Below are 20,954 nucleotides of genomic sequence, written 5' to 3'. Positions count from 1 at the left end.
GCGTCGTCAGTCAGTGTCGCCGGGCGTGCAGACCGAAAGCACCACGGCGTCGTTCTCGCTCGTGGAGACCAGGGCATGGCCCATGTCGCTGTCGAAGTAGAGCGAGTCGCCGGCGACCATCGCCAGCGGCTCGTAGAATTCCGAATACATCAGGATTCTGCCCTCGAGAACCATCAGGAACTCTTCGCCATCATGGCGAACCCACTCCTGAAACTCCTCGAAGCGTCGAGCGCGTACGATCGTCTTGAACGGAATCATCCGCTTCTGGGCCAGCTGGCACGAGAGAAGCTCGTGCTCGTAGGTCGGGGTCGGGTGCTGCTTGCCGTCGCCGCGCGGGGTGAGGTCGCGACGGCCGCTGGACTGCCGTTTGGGCTTGGTGGGCTTGAGCAGTTGCGGCAGGTCGATGCCCAGACCGGTGATCAGTTTCTGAACGGCGGTGAACGTCGGCGAGATCTGGTTGTTCTCGATCTTGGACAGCGTCGAGCGGGCCAGCCCGGTGCGGGCGCTGACGTCGCCCAGCGTCCAATGGTTCGAAAGCCGTATCTCCTTGAGCCGCTCGCCCAGGCGAAGGGGTTCGACGAAGGCTTTGCGACCGGCGGCGATGCGCAGCGCGGCATCCTGATCGTTACTGGCGGCCATGAAACTCTCTGTCAGGAGCGTGGGAAAATCATTGTGCAGCATTGAAGGCCCAAGAATATCACAGCGCGGCGCCCAGGCCCTGCGCCGAAAGCGCTCGGCACGAAGTCAGGCCGAATAGGGATGGCCCAGCAATGCCGTCAGATGGGCTTCGACGCTCAGCGGCAGCGTCTTCAGGTGATAGCCGCCCTCCAGCACCGAGACCAGTTTGCCGCCGGCATGCCGCCGCGCGACATCCATCGCCAGTGTGGTAATCCAGTAGAAGTCATCGTGATCGAGCGCCAGTTGACCCAGCGGGTCGTCTCGGTGGGCATCGAAGCCGCTGGAGAGCAGCACCAGCTGGGGCCGATGCCGATCCAGGGCAGGCAGCCAAGCGGCTTCTACGGCTCTCCTGAAGCCGAGGCTGCCCGTGCCGGCAGCCAGGGGCGTATTGATGATGTTGGGCCATTCGCCCGTCAGGTAGCGCCATGGGTAGAACGCTTCCTGAAAACTGCTGCAGACCAGTATCGAGGAGTCGTCGTGGAAGATGTCCAGCGTGCCGTTGCCCTGGTGGACATCGAAGTCGAGGATCGCGATTCGCTCTATGCCGTGAACGGCGCGTGCGTGGGCGGCCGCCACGGCCACGTTATTATAGAAGCAGAAGCCCATCGCTAGCGCCCGCTCGGCATGGTGACCGGGCGGGCGCACGGCGCAGAAGACGTTGTCGGCACGGTTGCCGCAGACCAGGTCGACACCCCGGATCGCCGCACCGGCACCCAACGCTGCGGCCTCCAGCGAGTACGGTCCCATTCGCGTGTCGCTATCGAGCTGCTGAAGGCCGCTTTGTGGTCGCTGTGCGTCCAGTGCGCTGAGGTAGTCTGGGGCATGCACTCGCTCGAGCTGGAGGCGCGTCGCCGGCCCGGGCTCCGACTGCATCGTCTGCTGCAGCAGGCCGCTCAGCATGAGCCTGGCACGTATGGCCTCGAGGCGCATGGGAGACTCCGGATGGTGAGAGCCCATGTCATGCAGAACGATGTCGGGATGAGTGAGATACGAAGTGATCATGAGTCTCGCCAGCCGGTTCGAAGTCGCTTCATTCTGGGCGAGAGCGGTGTGCCGCGTCACACCGTTGTGCTTCGACTTTGGTCTATGAGGTAAACCTCGGCTGCCTGACCGTGTAGGGTTGAAAACCTCATAACCAACGTCGTGAGGTCCACCGTGGCCACGCAGTTTCTGCGCCGATTTTTCGCTCCGCGCTCATTGGCGGTGATCGGAGCTTCCCCCAAGCCCGAGTCGACTGGGGGAGTCGTTCTTCAAAACTTGCTTCTGGCAGGGTTTCCCGGCCCGATCTGGGCGGTCAATCCGCGCGGTTACAAGGAGGTTCATGGCGTGGCCTGCTTCCGGCGTATTGCCGACCTTCCCGAAACCCCGGATCTCGCCATCATTTGTTCGCCCTTGCACGGCGTGCCCGAGGTGCTGGAAAAACTAGGTGCCAGGCAGGTCAGGGCGGCGCTGATCGTGTCGGGCGGAGCGTCGCTTGGCGAAGGTGCCGAGGCGCTCGCTGGATCCCGGGGAGAAGGATCGCTGCGGGCGCGGCTGCAAAAGGCAACGCTGCAATCCGGCATGCGGGTACTGGGGCCAGAGTGTCTCGGCGTCGCGGTTCCCTCCATGCGGCTCAACGCGACCTACGCCAGTCAGCCGATTGGCGATGGCAGCGTTGCCTACCTGGGCCAGTCGGGCATGCTGGGCAACGCGATGATCGACTGGGCCGCTGGCCGCGAGGTCGGCTTTTCCCATCTGGTGACGCTGGGAGACAGCCTCGACGTCCAGTTGCCGGATGTCATCGACTACCTGAATCAATCCGGGCGCTGCCGGGCGCTGCTGCTGCATCTGGAGGCGTTCCGCAATGCGCGCCACTTCATGACGGCGCTGCGTGAATCGTCGCGTAACCATCTGGTGCTGGCGATCAAGAGCGGGCGCACCGCCGAGGCGACGCTGAGCCCGGTTGCGCCGACGGCCGGCATCGATCGTCGCGATGCCATCGTCGATGCCGCGCTGGCCCGTGCCGGGGTCGTGCGCGTCGACGATTCCGACGAACTGTTCGATGCGCTGGAAACGCTGTCGCGGTTTAGGCCGCCGAAGGGCGATCGTCTGGCGATCGTCTCCAATGGCGTCGGTCCGGCGCTGCTGGCGATCGACAAGCTGATCGACGGCGGCGGTCTGCTGGCCGAGCTCAGCGAGACATCCGCCCAGGCACTGATCACGCGGAAGCTGGACGTCAGCCGCCCGGGACGCAATCCGGTCGATCTGGGCGGCAGCGCCACGCCGGAAGATTATCTGAGTGCGCTGGAGATCGTGACGCGCGACCCTAATGTCGATGCGGTGCTGGTCTTGCACGCGCCGACACGACTGGCGCCATCCCTGGCGACCGCCAATGCGCTGGTCGAGGCGCGCCAGCGCTTCCGGCATCGCCTGCTGGTGAGCTGGATGGGGCTGAAGGAGGCGCTGGATGCCCGTGCGGCCTGCAACCGCGCCGGCATTCCCAGCTACGTGTCGCCGGAGAAGGCCGTCAGAGCCTTCCTGCATCTGGTGCGCTATCGCCAGGTCCAGAACCTGTTGCAGGAGACCCCGCCATCGCTGCCGTTCGGCTCCAGTGCCGAGATGCGCCAGTGCTGTCATGCGCTCATCGACGATGCCCTGGCACGCCAGCGGGATCGGCTGACCCATCAGGAAACCGGCGACGTGCTGGGGGCCTACGGTATCGAATGTGCCCCCAGCGAGTACGTGTTCGATCTGGAGCAGGCGGAGCGGGCCACCGAACGGCTGCAGGGGCCATGGGCGGTCAAGGTCGTCCATCGTGACAACTGCGAACCGTTTCGCTATGGCGGGGAATCGCGTCGGCAGGCTGTCTCGCTGATTCAGGACCTGGAGCAGCCCGGCAGCGTGGTAGATGCGGTCGTCCGTCTGGAGGCGCGTGTCAGTGAAGCGCTGCCGGACAGCCCCATCTACAGCTACTGTCTCCAGACCATGCAGCGCGGCAAGGGCTCGCTGCAGTTGTGTGCCGGCATCACGCGAGATGCGGAGTTCGGCCCGGTCATCGTCTTCGGCACCGGGGGCTACAAGATCGATGTCATGGCGGATCGCCAGACGGCGCTGCCGCCGCTCAACATGCGGCTGGCGGAAGAGCTCATCGACCGTACGCGGGCAGGTCGACTGATTCGCGAACACAGCGACGATCCCCGGGAAGCGATCGTCTGGGTCTCTCGCCTGCTGGTCAAACTGTCTCAGATGGCTTCCGACCTGCCGCGCCTCAAAGGGCTCGAGATCAATCCGCTGTTGCTCAATCACGAGGGCCTGCTGGCGGTCGATTTCGCGCTGGATCTGGGGGCGGCATCGATACAGGCGATCATGCCGTACCCGGAACAGCTAAGAGAAACGGTGATGCTGGCGGGAATGGACGTCGAAATTCGTCCGATTCGAGGTGAGGACGCGCCGCTGATTACCCGTTTTCATACCTTCCTGTCCGAGCAGAGCATTCGTTACCGCTACTTCCACCACAAGGCGGTGCTGTCGACGCGGGATCTCGCCCAGCTGAGCCAGATCAACTACGACCGCCAGATGGCGTTCATCGCGGTTCGTCGGCGTGAAGAGCTGGCGGATGCGGAGGCCAGCGACAGTGGGCCAACCGGCGAAGAGATGCTGGGCGTGGTGCGGGTGTGGAACGATCCCGACAACATTCGTACCGAATTCTCGATCATCATCCGTGATGATTTCCACGGTATCGGTCTCGGACGTCGTCTGATGCGCAAGATGATCGATTACAGCCGTCAGGTGGGGACGCTTGCCATGGTGGGAACTGTCATGAACGACAACCTGCCGATGCGACACCTGTTGGCGAGTCTGGGGTTCGAGCTGCGCACGAATATCGAAGAGGGTGTGCTCGAAGCCACGCTACGGCTGAATGATCCGCAGAGCGATTGGCAGCGCCACCGCCTGGAGGCGGCACTGGACTGACGACACGGGAAGATTTAATCGCTGAGGGAGAAGGTAGAAAGCGGCAATAAGTTGAACGACCATTCAATTATAGGATATTGTCGTTTGAAGGGTTATTGATAAAACCGTATGATACGAAACCTAACAACACTAACAGATACCGTTCGACACGCGCGTTAACCGCTACGTGAAGAGCTTCTTCTGCTTTGCCAACCTAGGCCTGACATGACCGACACACAGCAAACCAAGATTCAAGTGCGAAACTTGAGCAAGGTGTTCGGCGACGACACCAAGAAAGCGCTCAAGCTACGTGACGAGGGTCTCAATCGCGCCCAGATCCTCGAAAAGACCGGGCAGACGCTCGGACTCTCCAACATCAATTTCGACGTTCGGGAAGGCGAGCTTCTCGTCATCATGGGCCTCTCCGGCTCAGGCAAGTCGACCTTGATTCGTTGTCTTAACCGCCTGATCGAACCCACCGAGGGTGACATCATCATCGGTGGGGAGAACATTCCACAGCTGAGCGACAAGGCGCTTCTGCACTGTCGTCGTCGACACTTCTCGATGGTGTTCCAGAATTTCGCCCTGTTCCCGCATCGCACGGTGCAAATGAACGCCGAATATGGGCTCGAGATTCGCGGCATCGACAAGGCCGAACGGGCCGAGAAGGCCAGGAATTCCCTCAAACAGGTGGGTCTCGAGGGTTGGGAGAATGCCTATCCCAACCAGCTGTCCGGCGGGATGCAGCAGCGTGTCGGCCTGGCTCGTGCGCTGGCCAACGATTCCAGCGTGCTGTTGATGGACGAGGCCTTCTCCGCCCTCGACCCGCTGATCCGACGCGACATGCAGCAGGAGCTGATCGAGCTGCAGCATCGGATGAAGAAGACCACCATCTTCATCACCCACGATCTCGATGAAGCGCTCAATATCGGTGATCGCATCATTCTGCTTCGTGATGGCGAGATCGTGCAGATCGGCACGCCGGAAGAAGTGCTGACACGTCCTGCCGACGACTATGTCGCTCGCTTCACCGAGGGTGTCGATCGCTCTCGCGTGGTGACGGCACGTCGCGTCATGCGCCCGGTTCGCGCCACGGCCCGCCACGACGACGGCCCGCGCACCGTACTGCGCAAGATGAGCGAGAATGCGCTGGATTCGATCTACGTCGTCGATCGCGAGCGCAAACTGCTGGGAATCCTGGAGGCCGATAGCCTCGATGAGGCGGCGAAGGCCGGCAAGGATTCGATCCAGGAACTGCTAGTGACCGACTTCCCTCGTATTGGACCGGACGAGCCGCTGGCAACGCTGTACCCCATGTTCCAGGGAAAGAGCATCCCCGTGGCGGTCATCGATGACCAACAGCGGCTGCTCGGCGTGGTGGTCAAGGGTGCCGTACTCGAACAACTGGCGCAGACGGGAGAAGAATGATGGATTTCGATATTCCAAGAATTCCGCTGGGCGACTGGATCGAGGGCGGACTGGATTTTCTGACTACCGAGTTTTCCGGCGTTACCCGGGCGATTTCCCGCGGTACGCAGACCGGTATCAATCTGCTCAACGACGGGTTGATGTGGCTGCCTGAATGGGCGCTGATCGCCGCAGTGGCGCTGCTGTGCTGGAAAGCCGGAGGGCGGCGCCTGGCGATCGGGGCGCTGATCGGCCTGTCCCTGATCTGGAACCTCGGCCTGTGGAACCCGATGATCCAGACCCTGACTCTGGTGGTCATCGCCACGCTGGTGGCCATCGTGATCGCCTTGCCGCTGGGGATTCTGGCTGCGGTATCCGATCGCTTCTACAAGGTGATCATGCCGATCCTGGACTTCATGCAGACGATGCCGGCATTCGTCTACCTGATTCCGGCAATTCCGTTTTTCGGTATCGGCTCGGTATCTGGCATCTTCGCCACGGTGATCTTCTCGATGCCGCCAGCCATCCGCTTCACCACGTTGGGGATTCGGCAGGTGCCGAAGGACCTGATCGAAGCAGCCGACGCCTATGGCTCCACGCGTAGTCAGAAACTGATCAAGGTCCAGCTGCCGCTGTCGTTGCCGACGCTGATGGGTGGTGTCAACCAGACCATTATGCTGGCACTGTCGATGGTCGTCATCGCGGCGATGATCGGCGCCAACGGCCTGGGTAGCGAAGTCTGGCGCGCTATCCAGCGGCTACGCCCGGGTGAGGGCTTCGAGGCTGGTATCGCGGTGGTCATCATGGCGATGTTGCTGGACCGACTGACGCAATCTCTCAGCGGTGGCAAGAAGACGAAGTAGCGCAGGAAAGCCATGCAAAGTCCGATGCTGTCGGCGGCTCTGTCGGCAGCATGGATTGCGGTATGTAAACCATAAGAAGGGGAAAGTCGATGACACGCAACGCAATGTCACAAGCCGTTCGCTATGGCGCCTTGATGATGGCTGCCGGCATCAGCATGACCGCCGGTGTCGCTCAGGCGCAGGACAGCAAGGGAACCGTCAAGCTGGCCTACGTCGAATGGGCCTCGGAAGTCGCTTCCACCAACGTGATCCGCGCCGTGCTCGAAGAGCAGGGGTATGACGTCGAAATGAACTCGCTGGGCGCCGCCGTCATGTGGCAGGCCGTAGGCACCGGGGATGCCGATGCCATGGTTGCTGCCTGGCTGCCGACGACACACGGCGACTACCTCGAGCAGGTTCAGGACGAGGTTGAGGATCTCGGGCCGAACCTGGAGGGGACCAAGCTAGGCCTGGTCGTGCCGGCTTATACCGATATCGACTCCATCGAACAGCTCAACGACCACGCCGATGAGTTCGACGACAAGATCGTGGGTATCGATCCGGGAGCAGGCTTGATGGCGCAGGCCGAAAATGCCATCGACGAGTACGGCATCGATAACCTGCAGCTGCAGTCGAGCAGCGGTGCTGCCATGACGTCCTCGCTGGCCAGCGCGATCCAGAACGAGGAAGACATCGTGGTGACTGGCTGGACGCCGCACTGGATGTTCGCCCGCTGGGACCTCAAGTATCTCGATGACCCGAAAAAGGCGTTCGGGGAAGCCGAGCACATCAATACGGTCGTGCACAATGGGCTCGAGGAGAGGATGCCGGAAGCCTACGCCATCCTCGACAATTTCCACTGGACGCCGGATCAGATGGGCGAAGTCATGCTCATGAACCAGGAAGAGGGTTCGGATCCGTACGAGAACGCCAAGAAGTGGGTCGACGAGCATCCCGACGTCGTCGCCGAATGGACCGACGGTACGGCTGAATAACGATACTGTTAGCTTCGGTCGAAACTATTATCTTCGATTGAAGACACCGTTTCGGTGAAGGAACGCCCGGTCATATTGACCGGGCGTTTTGCGTTCGATTCCCGTGACCGAGGCTTCCGGGATGGCGCGACGTGAGCGGTCAGGGTGCCAGGCGAGTCCGGTGCCATTCCTGGGCCTGGTTGTCCCGGCGCGTATAGCGTACGCGGTCGTGCAGCCGGCTACGCTGGCCCTGCCAGAATTCGATCGTATGGGGCACCAGAAGATAGCCGCCCCAGTGCGGCGGTCGCTCTACCGCCTGATCGGCGTAGACCTGCTCGAAACGGGTCAGCCGTTCCTTCATCCAGTCTCGGTTGGGGATCTCGACGCTCTGCTGTGAAACCCAGGCTGCCAGCTGGCTCTTGCGAGGGCGGGTGGCAAAGTAGTCGTCCGACTGCTGGGCGTCGACCTTCTCGACGCTGCCTTCGACGCGAACCTGACGCTGTAGCTCTGGCCACCAGAACACGATAGCCGCATTGGGTACGTGGGCGAGCTCGTTGCCTTTCTGACTCTGATAATTGGTATAAAAGCGAAAACCCTGCGCGTCGAACCCCTTCAACAGCACGATTCGGGCGTGGGGATGCCCTTCGCTGTCCACCGTTGCCAGTGTCATGGCGTTGGCATCCAGTCCTTCGCTCTCGGTCGCTCGTTTCAGCCAATCCTCGAACAAGGGGAGTGGCGTATCGGGTGTATTTTCCGGCGCCAAGGCTTCGCCTTCGTAGTCCCGTCGCATGTCGGCGAGGTCGCTCATCAGTGATTCTCCGTGCAGACGTTATATGAATTGGTGACCATTGTAGCCTGACCGGCGGGTTCGATGATGTCTCCTTGCCTTAGTCATTAGCCTAGGGTCTGTTGGCGTTTCAGCGCGAACCGCTAACCCAGACGTGCGTGGAGCGCCAGCACGGCGCCGCAACAGAACCAGCCCAGCAAGGCGTAAGGCAGGTTCCAGCGCAGCATGTCCCGAACGGCAATCTGATAGCGCACGCAGATGGCCAGATTGCTGCCGGATAGCGGGCTGCTACCGGTTCCCAACGCCCAGCACATTAAAAACAGTATGCCGAGCAGGGTGGGATCGGGCTGGAGCGGCGCAATCAATGGCGCCAGGGTGGCGATGCCGATCAATGGGTGGATACCGGTAAACGAGATGATCACGATCATGCCGAGCGCAAACCAGGCGTGCCAGTGACCGAAATGATCGATCGGCAGGTCGAGCCCGTTGGGCAGACTGGCCAGCAGCGCCGCCAGCCCGGTAGAGATCACGCCGGCACCCAGGAACAGTGCGAACTGGGGAGCCAGCCGCTGCAATCCATGAGTGAACTGATGGCGGATGCGCTCGCGCCGGTGACTTCGTGGCATCAACAGAAACGAGAACAGCGGCGCGACGATGGCGATGATCAGCGGGATCGAGAGCCCCGGCCAAAGCAGGTGCAGCACGATGACTACGAGCGCCAGCAGGCAGGGCATCAGCAGCGCGCTCTTCTCGATGGGATAGCCGGTGAAGGGGGCCTTCAATCGCCAGACATCGACCCAGTTGAGGATCAACAACAACGCCGCTGCCAGCAGACCCCACGGCACCAGGTTCAAGTAGTTGAGCCCGGGCGCGTAGGTCAGCGCCACGCCCATGGCGACGAAGAATGGCGACCAGGCCGCGGCGGCAGTGAAACCTCTCCCGAGGATGAGCGCCTGCGAGCGAGTCAGTTTTCCCTCCTGCTGCATGCGCTCGCCAAACAGGAAGACCACGGAGAGATTGATGGCCGCCCCGAACAGGTGGGCGCCCAGCATGGTACCGATCATGCTGCCGGGGCGCTGGTTGTTTCCGGTGGCCATTGGCGTGGCCATGGTGAGAAAGCTGACGCCGGCAAACATCATCAGCAGCGATTGATTGATGGTGAGCGCTTCCAGCAAGGGGTAGCGCGTCCCGCGGATCAGAGCCACGCTCCACAGCAGCAGGCCAATGGCGAAAAGCGTGCCGGCCTGGCGGCGCGAGGTTCGCGGCAGCGTGCGGAATAGCCGCAGCGTCGCCAGCCAGGCCAGTACGGCGGCCGGCCAGACCGGCCAGCCGAACAGATTGGAGGCCACGCTGAGTACCAGCATGGCGAGGATCAGGACGCTCGAAGGCCTCATGAAGCGCGGCGATCGAGCCTGCCGCGCAAGCGGGCGTATCGATAGGCCATGACCGCCAATGCGCCGGCGGCCACGACTTCGGCAAACACCAGCACCGAACCGCCACCCTTGCTAACGATCATCAGGCCTTGCACGACGTAGAGCACGCCCAGCGCCGTCAACCAGATGTGGCCGCGGCGCCGCTGCATCAGCAACGTCGGCAGAAACAGTACCAGTGGCAGGATTCTCACCAGCAGTGCGGCGATCTGCGCGTGTTGCTGGAGGTAATGCCAGATGCCACTGATCACCAGCAGCGCCAGCAACGCCGCATACGCGATCCATACCGCGCGGCGGGCTGTGCCGAGAGCCGCGGTCTCCGATCGGGAGGTGGGAGCTTCATTCATGAGCGGCCATCCCTCATCGCCTTGAGCGCCAGGGAGAGCTGGGCGAGGCGGCGACCTTGCGCTACCGCCAGCTTGCGCTCATCGGCGTCGACTTCCCGATCTGCGTTCGGCCCGGCCAGATGGCTGGTGCCGTAAGGCGTTCCACCGCTCCGAGTGCTCAACAACGTTGTCTCGCTGTAGGGCACGCCAGCATACACCATGCCGTGATGGAGCAACGGGATCAGCATGGTCAGCAAGGTGCTCTCCTGCCCACCATGCAGGCTGGCGGTCGAGGTGAACGCCGTGGCAGGCCGGTCGACCAGAGCCCCGTTCATCCAGAGTCCGCTGGTCGTATCGAGAAAATACTTGAGCGGCGCGGCCATGTTGCCGAACCGTGTCGGACTGCCCAGCGCCAGGCCCGAGCAGTGGCGTAGATCATCTTCGTCGACGTAAATGGCACCCTCGTCGGGGATTTCCGGCGCAGTCGCCTCGCAGACGGGCGAGACCGCCGGGACGGTGCGCAGACGCGCTTCAATGCCGGAAACGCTCTCGACTCCGCTGGCCAGCTGCTCCGCGAGTGTCTTCGTTGCCCCCTGTCGCGAGTAATAGAGCACCAGAACGTAAGGCGTGGTAGGGCCGGTAGCGGCCGTGTGTGCGGTCATGGCTGTTCCTCGAGAGCAAGCGAAAATCAGGATGATTAGATCAGTTGAAGAACAGCCTGTGGCGGACGTCCGATGACCGCGTATTCGCCGTCATCGGCGATCGGTCGTTGCATGAGACGCGGATGTTCGGCTATGGCGTCGATGATCTGGGTTCGTGTCGGTTCTTCGATGCTCAGAGCTTTCCACTCTGGTTCTTCGCGACGCAGTATGCGGTCGGCATCGTCGCCCAGGCGCCTGGCCAGGCCCTCCAGTTGCTCGCGGGAAAGAGGGTAGGACAGGTAGCGATGTTCGATGACCTGAATGCCTCGAGACTCCAGCAGGGCCAAGGCTTCGCGTGACTTGGAGCAGCGAGGATTGTGGTACAGCGTGAGCGTTGACATCGGGACGAGAGGACCTTGTATGGCAGAGCGTCTTTACAAAAATATGCTGAGGGCGATAACCGCATTGTAGCGGTTGTGGCAATGGCGCCTCAATTGAGTGTTGGAATGGGACATCCGAAACTTTATACCGTTATCTTATTTTGTTATCCATTCAATCGGGCAATCGTTTATAGACCCAGGCAGTAGTACCGTCGGCAAGCTTGACGCTTTCACGCGTGTATCGAATGCCCAGCCGTTCGTAACGGTCCAGCGCTTTCAGGGCGGCAGGGTCGATCGTCAGAACCTCACCATGCACTTCGGCACCCGGCTGTGGCTGGATGTCGAGATCCTGACGATGATATCCCGACAATGTCGCCTCACGCGTTTCGATTGGCTTGCCCATAATGATCCAGCGCAGCCAGTCGTAGCGCAGCGTGCCATAGACGAAAACGTCCTGCTCCGGAATCCGCTCGTCGATAACGGCAGTTTCCGAAGGGTGGTAGCCATACGGGCTCATGAAGGTGTACCAGAAGCCTCCGGCACCGATGGCGACTCCTACGATCAGCAAGATGAAAAGCCATTTGCAAAAGCGTCGCATCACGAAAAATTCCTATCGGCATGGCGGGGTGCGAGAACCATTGTCATCTATCTCCACAAGATACTGATACTGCCTGTCGGCAAGAGGGGTGCCATGACATTGATCATCACATCGAACCCCATGCTAGCATTTGAAGTCCAAGCGCTAACCACGTTACTGACGGAGGAACGCCATCATGAGTCACGCTGCCAACGACTACCAGGCATTCCGCGAAGCCTTGGGTAACGATGTGCAACCCCTCAAAAAGGGTCGCGATAAGGTCGCGATGGTTCGGGCCCAGACGTCACCCTCCGATGCCCAGCTGGCGCGCCGCGAGAGTGCCTTGCAGACCAACGAAGATGAACGCGATTTTCTCTCCGATGAGTTCGTCGACCTGGTTGGTGCGCATGATCCCATCGAATTTCGCCGTGACGGTATTCAGATTGGCGTACTGGAGCGATTGCGTCATGGCGGCTATGATGCCGAGGCGCGTCTGCACATCATGCGCATGCCGGTGATCGAGTGCCGTCGCGCGGTATTCGGCTTTCTCCGCGATGCCTACGAGCACGACCTGCGCAGCGTTCTCATCGTTCACGGGCGCGCTCGTGATGACGATGGGCACGCCAACATCGTGCGGTCGTATCTCAATCACTGGCTCAGGCAGTTCGAGCAGGTACAGGCGTTCAGTACGGCGCCGCCTCAGCAAGGCGGGATGGGGGCCACTTTCGTGATGCTGCGCAAGTCCGATCGCGCCAGGGCGCGCAACCGGGAGCGTCAGCAAAAGCGGCGGGGCTGAGGCGCCGCCAAGAACGAAAGAGTGAGTGCAACGCAAAGACCCCAGCCGAAGCTGGGGTCTTTGCCGATCGATACGGAAACCGTTGCCGGCTTACCGCTCTCGCAGGCGGCGAGCGAAAAGTGGCTCGCTCAGATCCACCGCGGGCTGGTAGCTGACGCTGAAGGCCTTCAGCGCATTCAGGGCGGATTCGATGTCCTGGTCTTCCCGCAGCGCCAGTGCATCGAAGCCACAGCGACTCATATAATAGAGCTGGTCGATCAGCACGTCGCCGATGGCACGAACTTCGCCGGCGTAACCGAACCGCTCGCGCAGGAGCCTGGCCAGCGTATATCCACGGCCATCGGTGAACGCGGGGAAGTCGACCGCGACCAATGCCGCCTTTTCCAGCGAGGCCGCCAGCGCTGGCGTCAGCTCGGTGTCGCTCGGCAGCCACGGGGCCAGATCATCGCGGTCGGCATGGTATTGCCAGAGCGCCAGCGGCACGATGGCGGGGCGCTGATCCGGTAACGCCTCGTCGCTGCGGGATAGCACCCACGTATCGGTCACGTGCTTTTCCAGCTTGATCAGTGCGCTCGTGGCAGTGGCAGCCGGGGCTGCCTGAAGATCCGGCTCGGGCGATAATTCAGGCGTATGGTCAGGCATAGACGCGCTCCTTGAACGGTTGGTGGCCGATACGGCGATAGGTATCGAGGAAACGCTCTTCGTCCAGCCGCTTTTCGACGTAGACCTGCAGCACCTTGTCGATCACGTCCGGGACGTCCTCCCGATAGAAGGAGGGGCCCAGAATCTTGCCCAGCGACACGTCGTCGTCGGCGTTGCCGCCCAGCGAGATCTGGTAGTACTCCTCGCCTTTCTTGTCGACGCCGAGAATGCCGATGTTGCCGACGTGGTGATGCCCGCAGGCGTTCATGCAGCCGGAGATGTTGAGATCGATCGGTCCCAGATCATAGAGGTAATCCAAGTCGTCGAAGCGCTCCTGTATCGCCTGGGCGATGGGGATCGACACCGCGTTGGCCAGCGAGCAGTAGTCGCCGCCGGGGCAGCAGATGATGTCGTTAAGCGTGCCCACGGTAGGATTGGCCATGCCCAGCGCCTCGAGCTGCTGCCACAAGGCTTCGATTTCGTCGACCGGAACGTCGGAGAGCACCAGGTTCTGCTCGTGGGTGACGCGCAGCTCACCGAAGCCGAAGGTTTCGGCGAGATCCGCCACGGCATCCATCTGATCGGCGGTGACGTCGCCCGGCGCATGCTCGCGACGCTTGAGCGACAAGGTCACTGCCTTGTAGCCCGGCACCTTGTGATCCATGACGTTGTTGGTCACGAAGCGAGCGAAAGCCCGGTTCTCCTGGCGCAGCTTCTCGTAAGCGACAATGGCCGATTCCGCCACCGGCCGGCGATCGGGTTCGGGGAAGTGGGTGCGTGCTTCGTTCACCGCGTCTTCGTTTAGCGTCTGGCTGCCGTCCTTGAGGTGAGCCCATTCGGCTTCGACGCGACGCGTGAACTCCTCGATGCCCAGCGCCTTGACCAGAATCTTGATTCGGGCCTTGAACTTGTTGTCGCGACGACCGAACTGGTTGTAGACGCGGACGATGGCCTCGAGATAGGTGAGCAGGTGCTGCCAGGGCAGATCGGCACGGACCACTTCGCCGATCATCGGCGTGCGGCCCATGCCGCCGCCGGCGAGCACGCGGAAGCGGAGTTCGCCGGCGTCGTTCAAAAACAGCCGCAGGCCGATGTCGTGGACGTGAATCGCGGCGCGATCTTCGGTGGCACCCGTGACGGCAATCTTGAACTTGCGCGGCAGGTAGGCGAACTCGGGGTGCAGCGTGGACCACTGACGGATCAGTTCGCACCAGGGGCGCGGATCGACCACTTCGTCCTTGGCAATCCCGGCGAACTGGTCGCTGGTGGTATTGCGGATGCAGTTGCCGCTGGTCTGGATCGCGTGCATCTGTACCTTGGCCAGGTCCGCCAGGATATCGGGTACGTCTTCCTGTGCCGGCCAGTTGAGCTGCAGGTTCTGGCGTGTGGTGAAGTGGCCGTAGCCGCGATCGTAGCGACGGGTAATGGTCGCCAGCGCCCGCAGCTGATGGCTGCTCAGCATGCCGTAAGGGATGGCGATGCGCAGCATCGGCGCGTGGCGCTGAATATAGAGGCCATTCTGCAGCCGGACCGGACGAAACTCTTCCTCACCGAGCTTGCCGGCAAGGTAGCGATCCATCTGGTCACGGAACTGCGCAACGCGCTCGTCGACGAGCGTCTGGTCATAAGAATCGTAGCGATACATCGGGCCTGATCCTGCTAGTCATGGATTGCCAATGGGTGCACCTTACCGCGAGCGCTTTATTCTACAAAAGAATAAATACTCATAATTTCTTGCTTTATCGTCATAACACGGCGGTCAGGATGCTTGTGCCGAGCGTGCGTCTCTATAATCGTCAGGATCATAGGAGAGCACAGGCGATAGCCAACGTTCCAGTTCCGCCATCGGCATCGCCTTGCGTCGTGCCAGTGACTCGACCTGATCTCGGCCGATCTTGCCGGTGGAGAAATACTTCGACGCCGGATGGGCGAAATACCAGCCGGACACCGCCGCGGCCGGCCACATGGCATAGCTGTCGGTCAGGGTGATGCCGGTGTTATCGGTGGCCTCGAGCAGGCGGAACAGCGTGGCCTTCTCGGTGTGGTCGGGGCAGGCCGGGTAACCGGGAGCGGGGCGGATGCCCTGATATTTCTCGGCGATCAGGGCGTCGTTGTCCAGGCTTTCCTCCGGCACGTATCCCCAAAACTCCTTGCGTACGCGCTCGTGGAGCCGCTCGGCGAACGCCTCCGCCAGTCGGTCGGCCAGTGCCTGGACCAGAATGGCGTTGTAATCGTCTCCCGCGGCCTCGAAGCGCTTGGCCAGTTCGTCGGCACCGTGCCCGGTCGTGACCGCAAACCCGCCGATCCAGTCGAGCTTGTCGCTGGGCTTGCCGCCATCCAGATAGCGCGGGGCGATGAAGTCGGCCAGGCTGTGGCAGATACCATCCCGACCCTTGGTACTCTGCTGGCGAATATGATGGAGCCGTTCGATCACGGTTTCGCGACTTTCATCCGCGTAGACTTCGATGACATCGTCATCGATGCTGTTGGCCGGCCAGAGGCCGATCACGCCACGCGCCTGAATGTGTCGCTCGTCGATCAGCTTGCGCAGCATGGCCTGGGCATCGCGGAACAGATTGCGTGCGGCCTCGCCGACCACCTTGTCGTCGAGGATGCGCGGGTACTTGCCCGAGAGTTGCCAGGTCATGAAGAAGGGCGTCCAGTCGATGAACTCGACCAGCTCTTCGAGATCGTAGTCGTCGAACACGGTGAGCCCGGGCTGGATCGGCTTGACCGGCTCGAACTGGTCCCAGTCGATCTTGAGCCGTTGCTCCCTGGCCGCGGCGTAGTCGAGATCGGCGGCCTTGGGACGGCGCTTGGCGTTGCGCTCGCGAACCTGCTGGTACTCCTGCCGGATCTCGGCAAAATAATCCGGCTTTTGCGTCGGCGAGAGCAGGCGGCTGGCAACACCCACGGCGCGGGAGGCGTCACTGACGTAGATCACCGGCTCGTCGTACTGGGGCGCGATCTTGACCGCGGTATGGGCTTTCGAGGTCGTCGCGCCGCCGATCAGCAGCGGCAGCTCGAAGCCCTGTCGTTTCATCTCCTTGGCGACGTGAACCATCTCGTCGAGCGAGGGGGTAATCAGGCCGGAAAGGCCGATAATGTCGGCATTTTCCTCGCGCGCGGTCTTGAGGATCTTGTCGGCGGGTACCATGACGCCGAGGTCGATCACGTCGTAGTTGTTGCACTGCAGTACCACACCGACGATGTTCTTGCCGATGTCGTGAACGTCGCCCTTGACCGTCGCCATGACGATCTTGCCCTTGGACTGCACCTCGCCGGATTTTTCCGCTTCGATATACGGGATGAGATAAGCGACGGCCTGCTTCATCACGCGGGCCGACTTGACCACCTGAGGCAGGAACATCTTGCCGGCACCGAACAGGTCGCCGACCACGTTCATGCCATCCATCAGCGGGCCTTCGATCACCTCGATCGGGCGTTCGGCAGCTAACCGGGCTTCTTCCGTGTCGGCTTCGATATAGGCGGTGATGCCCTTGACCAGCGCGTGTTCGATACGCTTGTCGACTTCCCAGCTACGCCACTCGAGGTCTTCCTTCTTCTGCGCGCCGCCGCCATCGCCGCCTCCGTTTTGACGATAGCGCTCGGCAATGTCGAGCAGCCGTTCGGTGCCGTCGTCGCGACGATTGAGCACGACATCTTCCACGGCTTCACGCAGCTCGGCCGGGAGGTCGTCATAGACTGCCAGCTGGCCGGCGTTGACGATCCCCATCGACATGCCGGCCTTGATGGCGTGATAGAGAAATACCGAATGAATCGCTTCGCGCACCGGGTTGTTACCGCGGAACGAGAACGAGACGTTGGAAACGCCGCCGGAGATCATCGCATGGGGCAGATTCCGGTGAATCCACTGGGTCGCCTCGATGAAGTCCACGGCGTAGTTGTTGTGCTCCTCGATCCCGGTGGCGATGGCGAAGATATTGGGGTCGAAGATGATGTCTTCGGCGGGGAAACCGATATCGTCGACCAGCAGCCGATAGGCGCGCTCACAGATTTCGGTCTTGCGCGCGAAGGTATCGGCCTGGCCTTCCTCGTCGAACGCCATCACCACGACGGCGGCACCGTGACGGCGGCACTCGTTGGCCTGGTGACGAAACGACGCTTCGCCTTCCTTCAACGAGATCGAGTTGACGATTGCCTTGCCCTGAATGCACTTGAGGCCGGCCTCGATGATCGACCACTTCGAGGAGTCGACCATGATCGGGACGCGCGCGATATCGGGCTCGCCGGCGATCAGGTTGAGGAAGCGCACCATGGCTTCCTCGGACTCCAGCATGCCTTCGTCCATGTTGATGTCGATGACCTGCGCGCCGTTCTCGACTTGCTCGAGTGCGACTTCCAGTGCCGTGGTGTAATCCTCTTCCTGGATCAAGCGTTTGAAACGCGCGGAGCCGGTCACGTTGGTGCGTTCGCCGACATTGACGAACAACGAGTCCGCTTCGATGTTGAACGGTTCGAGGCCGGACAGGCGGCAGGCGGCAGGGCGCTCAGGAATAGGGCGGGGCGCCACGCCGTCGACGGCGCGCTTGACCGCCGCGATGTGTTCCGGGGTCGTACCGCAGCAGCCGCCAATGACGTTGATCAGACCGCTCCGGGCAAACTCGCCGACGATCGCCGCCATCTCCTCGGCGCTCTGGTCGTACTCGCCGAACTCGTTGGGAAGCCCCGCATTGGGGTGAGCGGAAACGAAGGTGTCGGCCTTGTTGGAAAGTTCCTCGAGATAGGGCCGAAGCTCTTCGGCACCAAGCGCACAGTTCAAGCCGATCGACAGCGGCTGGGCATGACGCACGGCGTTCCAGAACGCCTCGGTGGTCTGGCCGGAGAGCGTACGCCCGGAGGCATCGGTAATGGTGCCGGAGATCATCACCGGTACGCGCTCGCCGCGGGACTCGAACAGCGCTTCCAGTGCGTAGATCGCGGCCTTGGCATTGAGCGTGTCGAAGATCGTCTCGATCAGGATCAGATCGGCGCCGCCTTCGATCAGGGCCGTGGCGGCTTCGGTGTAGTTGTCGCGCAGTTGGTCGAATGTCACGTTGCGCTTGGCGGGGTCATTGACGTCCGGCGACAGCGATGCGGTGCGTGAGGTCGGGCCCAGCACGCCGGCGACATAGCGCGGGATGCCGGTTTCCGCGGCGACCGCATCGCAGACTTCGCGTGCCAGGCGGGCAGCCTCGCGGTTGAGCTCGGCCGTCAGCGACTCCATGCCGTAATCCGACTGCGAGAGCCGCGTGCTGTTGAACGTGTTCGTCTCGACGATGTCCGCCCCGGCTTCGAGGTAGGCTCGATGGATCGATTCGACGATATCCGGGCGCGTCAGCGTGAGCAGGTCGTTGTTGCCCTTGAGCTCGCTGGGCCAGTCGGCAAAGCGCTTGCCACGGAAGTCCGCTTCCTCGAGGCGATAATCCTGCAGCATCGTGCCCATGCCGCCATCGAGGATCACGATGCGCTCGCCTAGCGTCTGTCTCAGTGCCTGGCTCAACGGATCGGGCGAAGCAGCGGTGTCAATGGCAGGCATGATGGCAACTCTCCAACAGCGAGGGAAACGATTTGCGTCCCGTCCGAGACGCCAGGGGGCCGCATGGTATCAGAAAGGGGCATGTGGCGGGACTTTAACGGCGATCCGGCCACAAGCCTGACTAAATCACTCGGGATTGTTTTGGTGGCCGCTTTTTCCTACCATAACGGTACATCTCAAGCAGAGTTCGCAGTCTCATGAGCCAACCGATTCAGATCACCGAAAGCGGCCAGGAATATCTGGCCGAATTGCTGGCCAAGCAGAACGTCGACGATATCGCCGTACGTGTCTTCATCACGCAGCCCGGTACGCCGTACGCCGAGACCTGCCTTGCCTACTGTCGCCCGGGGGAAGAAGAGCCGAGCGACGAGCGGCTCGAGCTGGAGAAATTCAGCGTCTATCTCGACAAGAATAGCGTGCCGTTCCTGGAAGAGGCCGTCGTCGACTTCAATCCAGACCGTATGGGTGGTCAGCTAACCATCAAGGCGCCCAACGCCAAGATGCCGAAGGTCAACGCCGACAGTCCGCTCGAGGATCGCGTCAACTACATCCTCTACAGCGAAATCAACCCGGGCCTGGCGTCTCACGGCGGCGAGATCCGTCTGATTCAACTGACCGAGGAGCAGATCGCCGTGCTGCAGTTCGGTGGCGGCTGCCAGGGCTGCGCGGCAGTGGATCTGACGCTCAAGGAAGGGGTGGAAAAGACCCTGATGGAGCGTATCCCGGAACTGGCAGGCATTCGCGACGTGACCGATCACACCGATACGACCAATGCCTACTATTGAGTAATCTCCACGACTACGGTTTGTCGCTGAGATAGCGCCAGAGCGCGCTTCGGGCGGAACCGGGGATCATTTTCTGCGGGGGAGCCTTCAGCAGGGGCTCCCCCGCATTTGTTTGTATGGTTATTGTCTCGTTGCGAGTTCGTGTCGAATTTCAGCTTCTCCGCCTATGGCCGATAGTTATCTAAAACAGGATTGAACGATCCAGCAGTGCTGGTAGCGGAGATCAGTCAATGCGTTCGTCACGTGGAAAGCGGCTTTGCCGTGGTCATCTGGTTTTTTTCCTTTTGATATCTACCTGTCTGCCTGCATGGGCGGATTCCCCGCTCGTGATCGGTACCGGTGGAAGCGCTGGTGTCTATCTACCGGTAGGGAAGGCCATGTGCGAGCTGTACCGGCAGGCCACGGGGACGGCGTGCCAGGCGTTGACGACCGGCGGCTCTCTCTACAACGCCAGCGCCATTCGCAACGGCGATCTGGATTTCGGCATCGTCCAGTCGGATATTCAGTATGCGCTCTTCCACGGCACCGAGCAGTTCTACGATAGCGGACCCAACGAGGGTGTAAGAGCGCTTTTCTCGCTGCATGCCGAGGCGTTTACCGTGGTCGCCAAGCCACCCGAGATTCGCAATTTCGACGACCTCGAGGGCAGACGAGTCAACGTTGGCAACCCTGGCTCCGGCCAGCGCGCCACGCTCAACTTGTTGCTGGAAATGAAGGGGGAGACGGAAGGCATCTTTGCGCTGGCCAGCGAGCTGAAGCCTACGGACATGAGCCGAGTCATGTGCAGCGGGAAACTGGATGCGTTCCTGTATGTGGTGGGCCATCCCTCGCAGGCGATCGACGAGGCGACTCGGGGCTGCGGAGCCCATCTGGTCAATGTGGCGGGTCCTGAGGTGGATGCGCTGATCGAGCAGATGCCGTACTACGGCCTCACCGTGATCCCCGGTGGCACCTATGCCAATAATCCCGACGACACCGTGACCTTCGGTGTTCGGGCGACGTTACTGTCGCGCAAGGATGTCGACGAGGAAAGAGTCTACCAACTGGTCAAGGCGGTATTCGAGCACCTGGATGCGTTTCGCCGGTCACACCCTTCGCTGGCGACATTGACCCCGTCCGCCATGGTTCACGAAGGGTTGACCGTACCGCTGCATGCAGGCGCGAGACGCTACTACGAAGAGGTCGGTTTGCTGCCACCCGGCAGCGAATGACTCGAGGTG

The 20,954-nt window shown here is 61.6% G+C and carries 18 protein-coding genes; 7 read left to right on the top strand and 11 right to left on the bottom strand.

Going from position 1 to position 20,954, the window contains the following annotated elements:
* Positions 1-6 precede the first annotated feature (6 nt).
* Both R3F72_RS07075 and R3F72_RS07070 read right to left on the bottom strand, forming a co-directional pair.
* Positions 7-639 carry a helix-turn-helix domain-containing protein gene (locus R3F72_RS07075; protein WP_332779289.1) on the bottom strand — a complete coding sequence of 211 codons (633 nt, stop codon included), beginning with the start codon at positions 637-639 and terminating at the stop codon, positions 7-9.
* 105 nt (positions 640-744) lie between these two features.
* Entirely contained in the window at positions 745-1,680 is a 936-nt protein-coding gene (locus R3F72_RS07070; protein WP_332779288.1) for a histone deacetylase family protein, read from the bottom strand.
* A 153-nt stretch (positions 1,681-1,833) separates the two neighbouring features.
* Between R3F72_RS07070 and R3F72_RS07065 the strand changes: the two genes are divergently transcribed.
* The 4 genes from R3F72_RS07065 to R3F72_RS07050 all read left to right on the top strand — a co-directional run bounded on the left by R3F72_RS07065 (position 1,834) and on the right by R3F72_RS07050 (position 7,852).
* Complete coding sequence (locus tag R3F72_RS07065; protein WP_332779287.1) at positions 1,834-4,629, top strand: bifunctional acetate--CoA ligase family protein/GNAT family N-acetyltransferase; 2,796 nt, start codon at positions 1,834-1,836, stop codon at positions 4,627-4,629.
* 204 nt (positions 4,630-4,833) lie between these two features.
* Positions 4,834-6,036, top strand: coding sequence for a quaternary amine ABC transporter ATP-binding protein (locus R3F72_RS07060; RefSeq protein ID WP_087720358.1), 1,203 nt, complete (start codon positions 4,834-4,836; stop codon positions 6,034-6,036).
* Positions 6,036-6,878, top strand: coding sequence for an ABC transporter permease (locus tag R3F72_RS07055; RefSeq protein WP_303853307.1), 843 nt, complete (start codon positions 6,036-6,038; stop codon positions 6,876-6,878). Before R3F72_RS07060 ends, R3F72_RS07055 begins: the two co-directional genes overlap by 1 nt.
* Before the next feature lie 89 nt (positions 6,879-6,967).
* The gene (locus tag R3F72_RS07050) at positions 6,968-7,852 is read left to right on the top strand and encodes a glycine betaine ABC transporter substrate-binding protein (RefSeq protein ID WP_332779286.1); all 885 of its coding nucleotides are present in this window, start codon (positions 6,968-6,970) and stop codon (positions 7,850-7,852) included.
* 139 nt (positions 7,853-7,991) lie between these two features.
* On the opposite strand, the gene pdxH is transcribed toward R3F72_RS07050, so the two are convergent.
* The 6 genes from pdxH to R3F72_RS07020 form a co-directional block, all read right to left on the bottom strand.
* Positions 7,992-8,642, bottom strand: coding sequence for a pyridoxamine 5'-phosphate oxidase (gene pdxH / locus R3F72_RS07045; protein ID WP_332779335.1), 651 nt, complete (start codon positions 8,640-8,642; stop codon positions 7,992-7,994).
* Between the two features lie 119 nt (positions 8,643-8,761).
* Positions 8,762-10,012 (bottom strand): hypothetical protein, encoded by a 1,251-nt coding sequence (locus R3F72_RS07040; RefSeq protein WP_332779285.1) that lies wholly within the window; start codon positions 10,010-10,012, stop codon positions 8,762-8,764.
* A complete protein-coding gene (locus tag R3F72_RS07035; RefSeq protein ID WP_087720354.1) occupies positions 10,009-10,395 on the bottom strand; it encodes a DUF2069 domain-containing protein in 387 nt (128 codons plus the stop codon). The genes R3F72_RS07040 and R3F72_RS07035 overlap by 4 nt, the downstream gene beginning before the upstream one ends.
* Complete coding sequence (gene wrbA / locus R3F72_RS07030; protein WP_087720353.1) at positions 10,392-11,036, bottom strand: NAD(P)H:quinone oxidoreductase; 645 nt, start codon at positions 11,034-11,036, stop codon at positions 10,392-10,394. Before wrbA ends, R3F72_RS07035 begins: the two co-directional genes overlap by 4 nt.
* Before the next feature lie 35 nt (positions 11,037-11,071).
* Positions 11,072-11,416, bottom strand: coding sequence for an arsenate reductase family protein (locus R3F72_RS07025; RefSeq protein ID WP_087720352.1), 345 nt, complete (start codon positions 11,414-11,416; stop codon positions 11,072-11,074).
* 151 nt (positions 11,417-11,567) lie between these two features.
* Positions 11,568-11,993 (bottom strand): gamma-glutamylcyclotransferase family protein, encoded by a 426-nt coding sequence (locus R3F72_RS07020; RefSeq protein ID WP_303853320.1) that lies wholly within the window; start codon positions 11,991-11,993, stop codon positions 11,568-11,570.
* Positions 11,994-12,168: 175 nt separating this feature from the next.
* On the opposite strand from R3F72_RS07020, the gene smrA reads away from it, so the two are divergent.
* Positions 12,169-12,768: a DNA endonuclease SmrA gene (gene smrA, locus R3F72_RS07015; protein WP_087720350.1), complete on the top strand. Its 600-nt coding sequence runs from the start codon at positions 12,169-12,171 to the stop codon at positions 12,766-12,768.
* A gap of 90 nt (positions 12,769-12,858) precedes the next feature.
* Here the strand turns inward: smrA and R3F72_RS07010 are convergent, their stop codons facing one another.
* From R3F72_RS07010 to metH, 3 genes are all read right to left on the bottom strand, one after another.
* Positions 12,859-13,410 (bottom strand): DUF934 domain-containing protein, encoded by a 552-nt coding sequence (locus tag R3F72_RS07010; protein ID WP_087720349.1) that lies wholly within the window; start codon positions 13,408-13,410, stop codon positions 12,859-12,861.
* Positions 13,403-15,055, bottom strand: a complete 1,653-nt coding sequence (locus R3F72_RS07005; protein ID WP_087720348.1) for a nitrite/sulfite reductase — start codon at positions 15,053-15,055, stop codon at positions 13,403-13,405. Before R3F72_RS07005 ends, R3F72_RS07010 begins: the two co-directional genes overlap by 8 nt.
* A 114-nt stretch (positions 15,056-15,169) precedes the next feature.
* The gene (metH, locus tag R3F72_RS07000; protein ID WP_332779284.1) at positions 15,170-18,949 is read right to left on the bottom strand and encodes a methionine synthase; all 3,780 of its coding nucleotides are present in this window, start codon (positions 18,947-18,949) and stop codon (positions 15,170-15,172) included.
* Positions 18,950-19,146: 197 nt separating this feature from the next.
* On the opposite strand from metH, the gene nfuA reads away from it, so the two are divergent.
* Entirely contained in the window at positions 19,147-19,734 is a 588-nt protein-coding gene (nfuA, locus tag R3F72_RS06995) for a Fe-S biogenesis protein NfuA (protein ID WP_071231194.1), read from the top strand.
* A gap of 230 nt (positions 19,735-19,964) precedes the next feature.
* On the top strand, positions 19,965-20,945 hold the full coding sequence (locus R3F72_RS06990) for a TAXI family TRAP transporter solute-binding subunit (RefSeq protein WP_332779283.1): 981 nt from the start codon (positions 19,965-19,967) through the stop codon (positions 20,943-20,945).
* Positions 20,946-20,954: the final 9 nt, after the last annotated feature.

The sequence above is a fragment of the Salinicola sp. 4072 genome (assembly GCF_036663415.1).
Classification (GTDB): domain Bacteria; phylum Pseudomonadota; class Gammaproteobacteria; order Pseudomonadales; family Halomonadaceae; genus Salinicola; species Salinicola salarius_A.
This window is presented reverse-complemented; position numbering and strand designations above follow the sequence as displayed.

What these genes read in the sequence shown, in the direction of transcription:
- R3F72_RS07075 (WP_332779289.1), bottom strand. Translation starts at nt 639, where the DNA reads ATGGCCGCCAGTAACGATCAGGATGCCGCGCTGCGCATCGCCGCCGGT.
- wrbA (WP_087720353.1), bottom strand. Translation starts at nt 11,036, where the DNA reads ATGACCGCACACACGGCCGCTACCGGCCCTACCACGCCTTACGTTCTG.
- smrA (WP_087720350.1), top strand. Translation starts at nt 12,169, where the DNA reads ATGAGTCACGCTGCCAACGACTACCAGGCATTCCGCGAAGCCTTGGGT.
- R3F72_RS07060 (WP_087720358.1), top strand. Translation starts at nt 4,834, where the DNA reads ATGACCGACACACAGCAAACCAAGATTCAAGTGCGAAACTTGAGCAAG.
- R3F72_RS07025 (WP_087720352.1), bottom strand. Translation starts at nt 11,416, where the DNA reads ATGTCAACGCTCACGCTGTACCACAATCCTCGCTGCTCCAAGTCACGC.
- R3F72_RS06990 (WP_332779283.1), top strand. Translation starts at nt 19,965, where the DNA reads ATGCGTTCGTCACGTGGAAAGCGGCTTTGCCGTGGTCATCTGGTTTTT.
- R3F72_RS07005 (WP_087720348.1), bottom strand. Translation starts at nt 15,055, where the DNA reads ATGTATCGCTACGATTCTTATGACCAGACGCTCGTCGACGAGCGCGTT.
- metH (WP_332779284.1), bottom strand. Translation starts at nt 18,949, where the DNA reads ATGCCTGCCATTGACACCGCTGCTTCGCCCGATCCGTTGAGCCAGGCA.
- R3F72_RS07010 (WP_087720349.1), bottom strand. Translation starts at nt 13,410, where the DNA reads ATGCCTGACCATACGCCTGAATTATCGCCCGAGCCGGATCTTCAGGCA.
- R3F72_RS07070 (WP_332779288.1), bottom strand. Translation starts at nt 1,680, where the DNA reads ATGATCACTTCGTATCTCACTCATCCCGACATCGTTCTGCATGACATG.
- R3F72_RS07020 (WP_303853320.1), bottom strand. Translation starts at nt 11,993, where the DNA reads ATGCGACGCTTTTGCAAATGGCTTTTCATCTTGCTGATCGTAGGAGTC.
- nfuA (WP_071231194.1), top strand. Translation starts at nt 19,147, where the DNA reads ATGAGCCAACCGATTCAGATCACCGAAAGCGGCCAGGAATATCTGGCC.
- R3F72_RS07040 (WP_332779285.1), bottom strand. Translation starts at nt 10,012, where the DNA reads ATGAGGCCTTCGAGCGTCCTGATCCTCGCCATGCTGGTACTCAGCGTG.
- R3F72_RS07050 (WP_332779286.1), top strand. Translation starts at nt 6,968, where the DNA reads ATGACACGCAACGCAATGTCACAAGCCGTTCGCTATGGCGCCTTGATG.
- R3F72_RS07055 (WP_303853307.1), top strand. Translation starts at nt 6,036, where the DNA reads ATGGATTTCGATATTCCAAGAATTCCGCTGGGCGACTGGATCGAGGGC.
- R3F72_RS07035 (WP_087720354.1), bottom strand. Translation starts at nt 10,395, where the DNA reads ATGAATGAAGCTCCCACCTCCCGATCGGAGACCGCGGCTCTCGGCACA.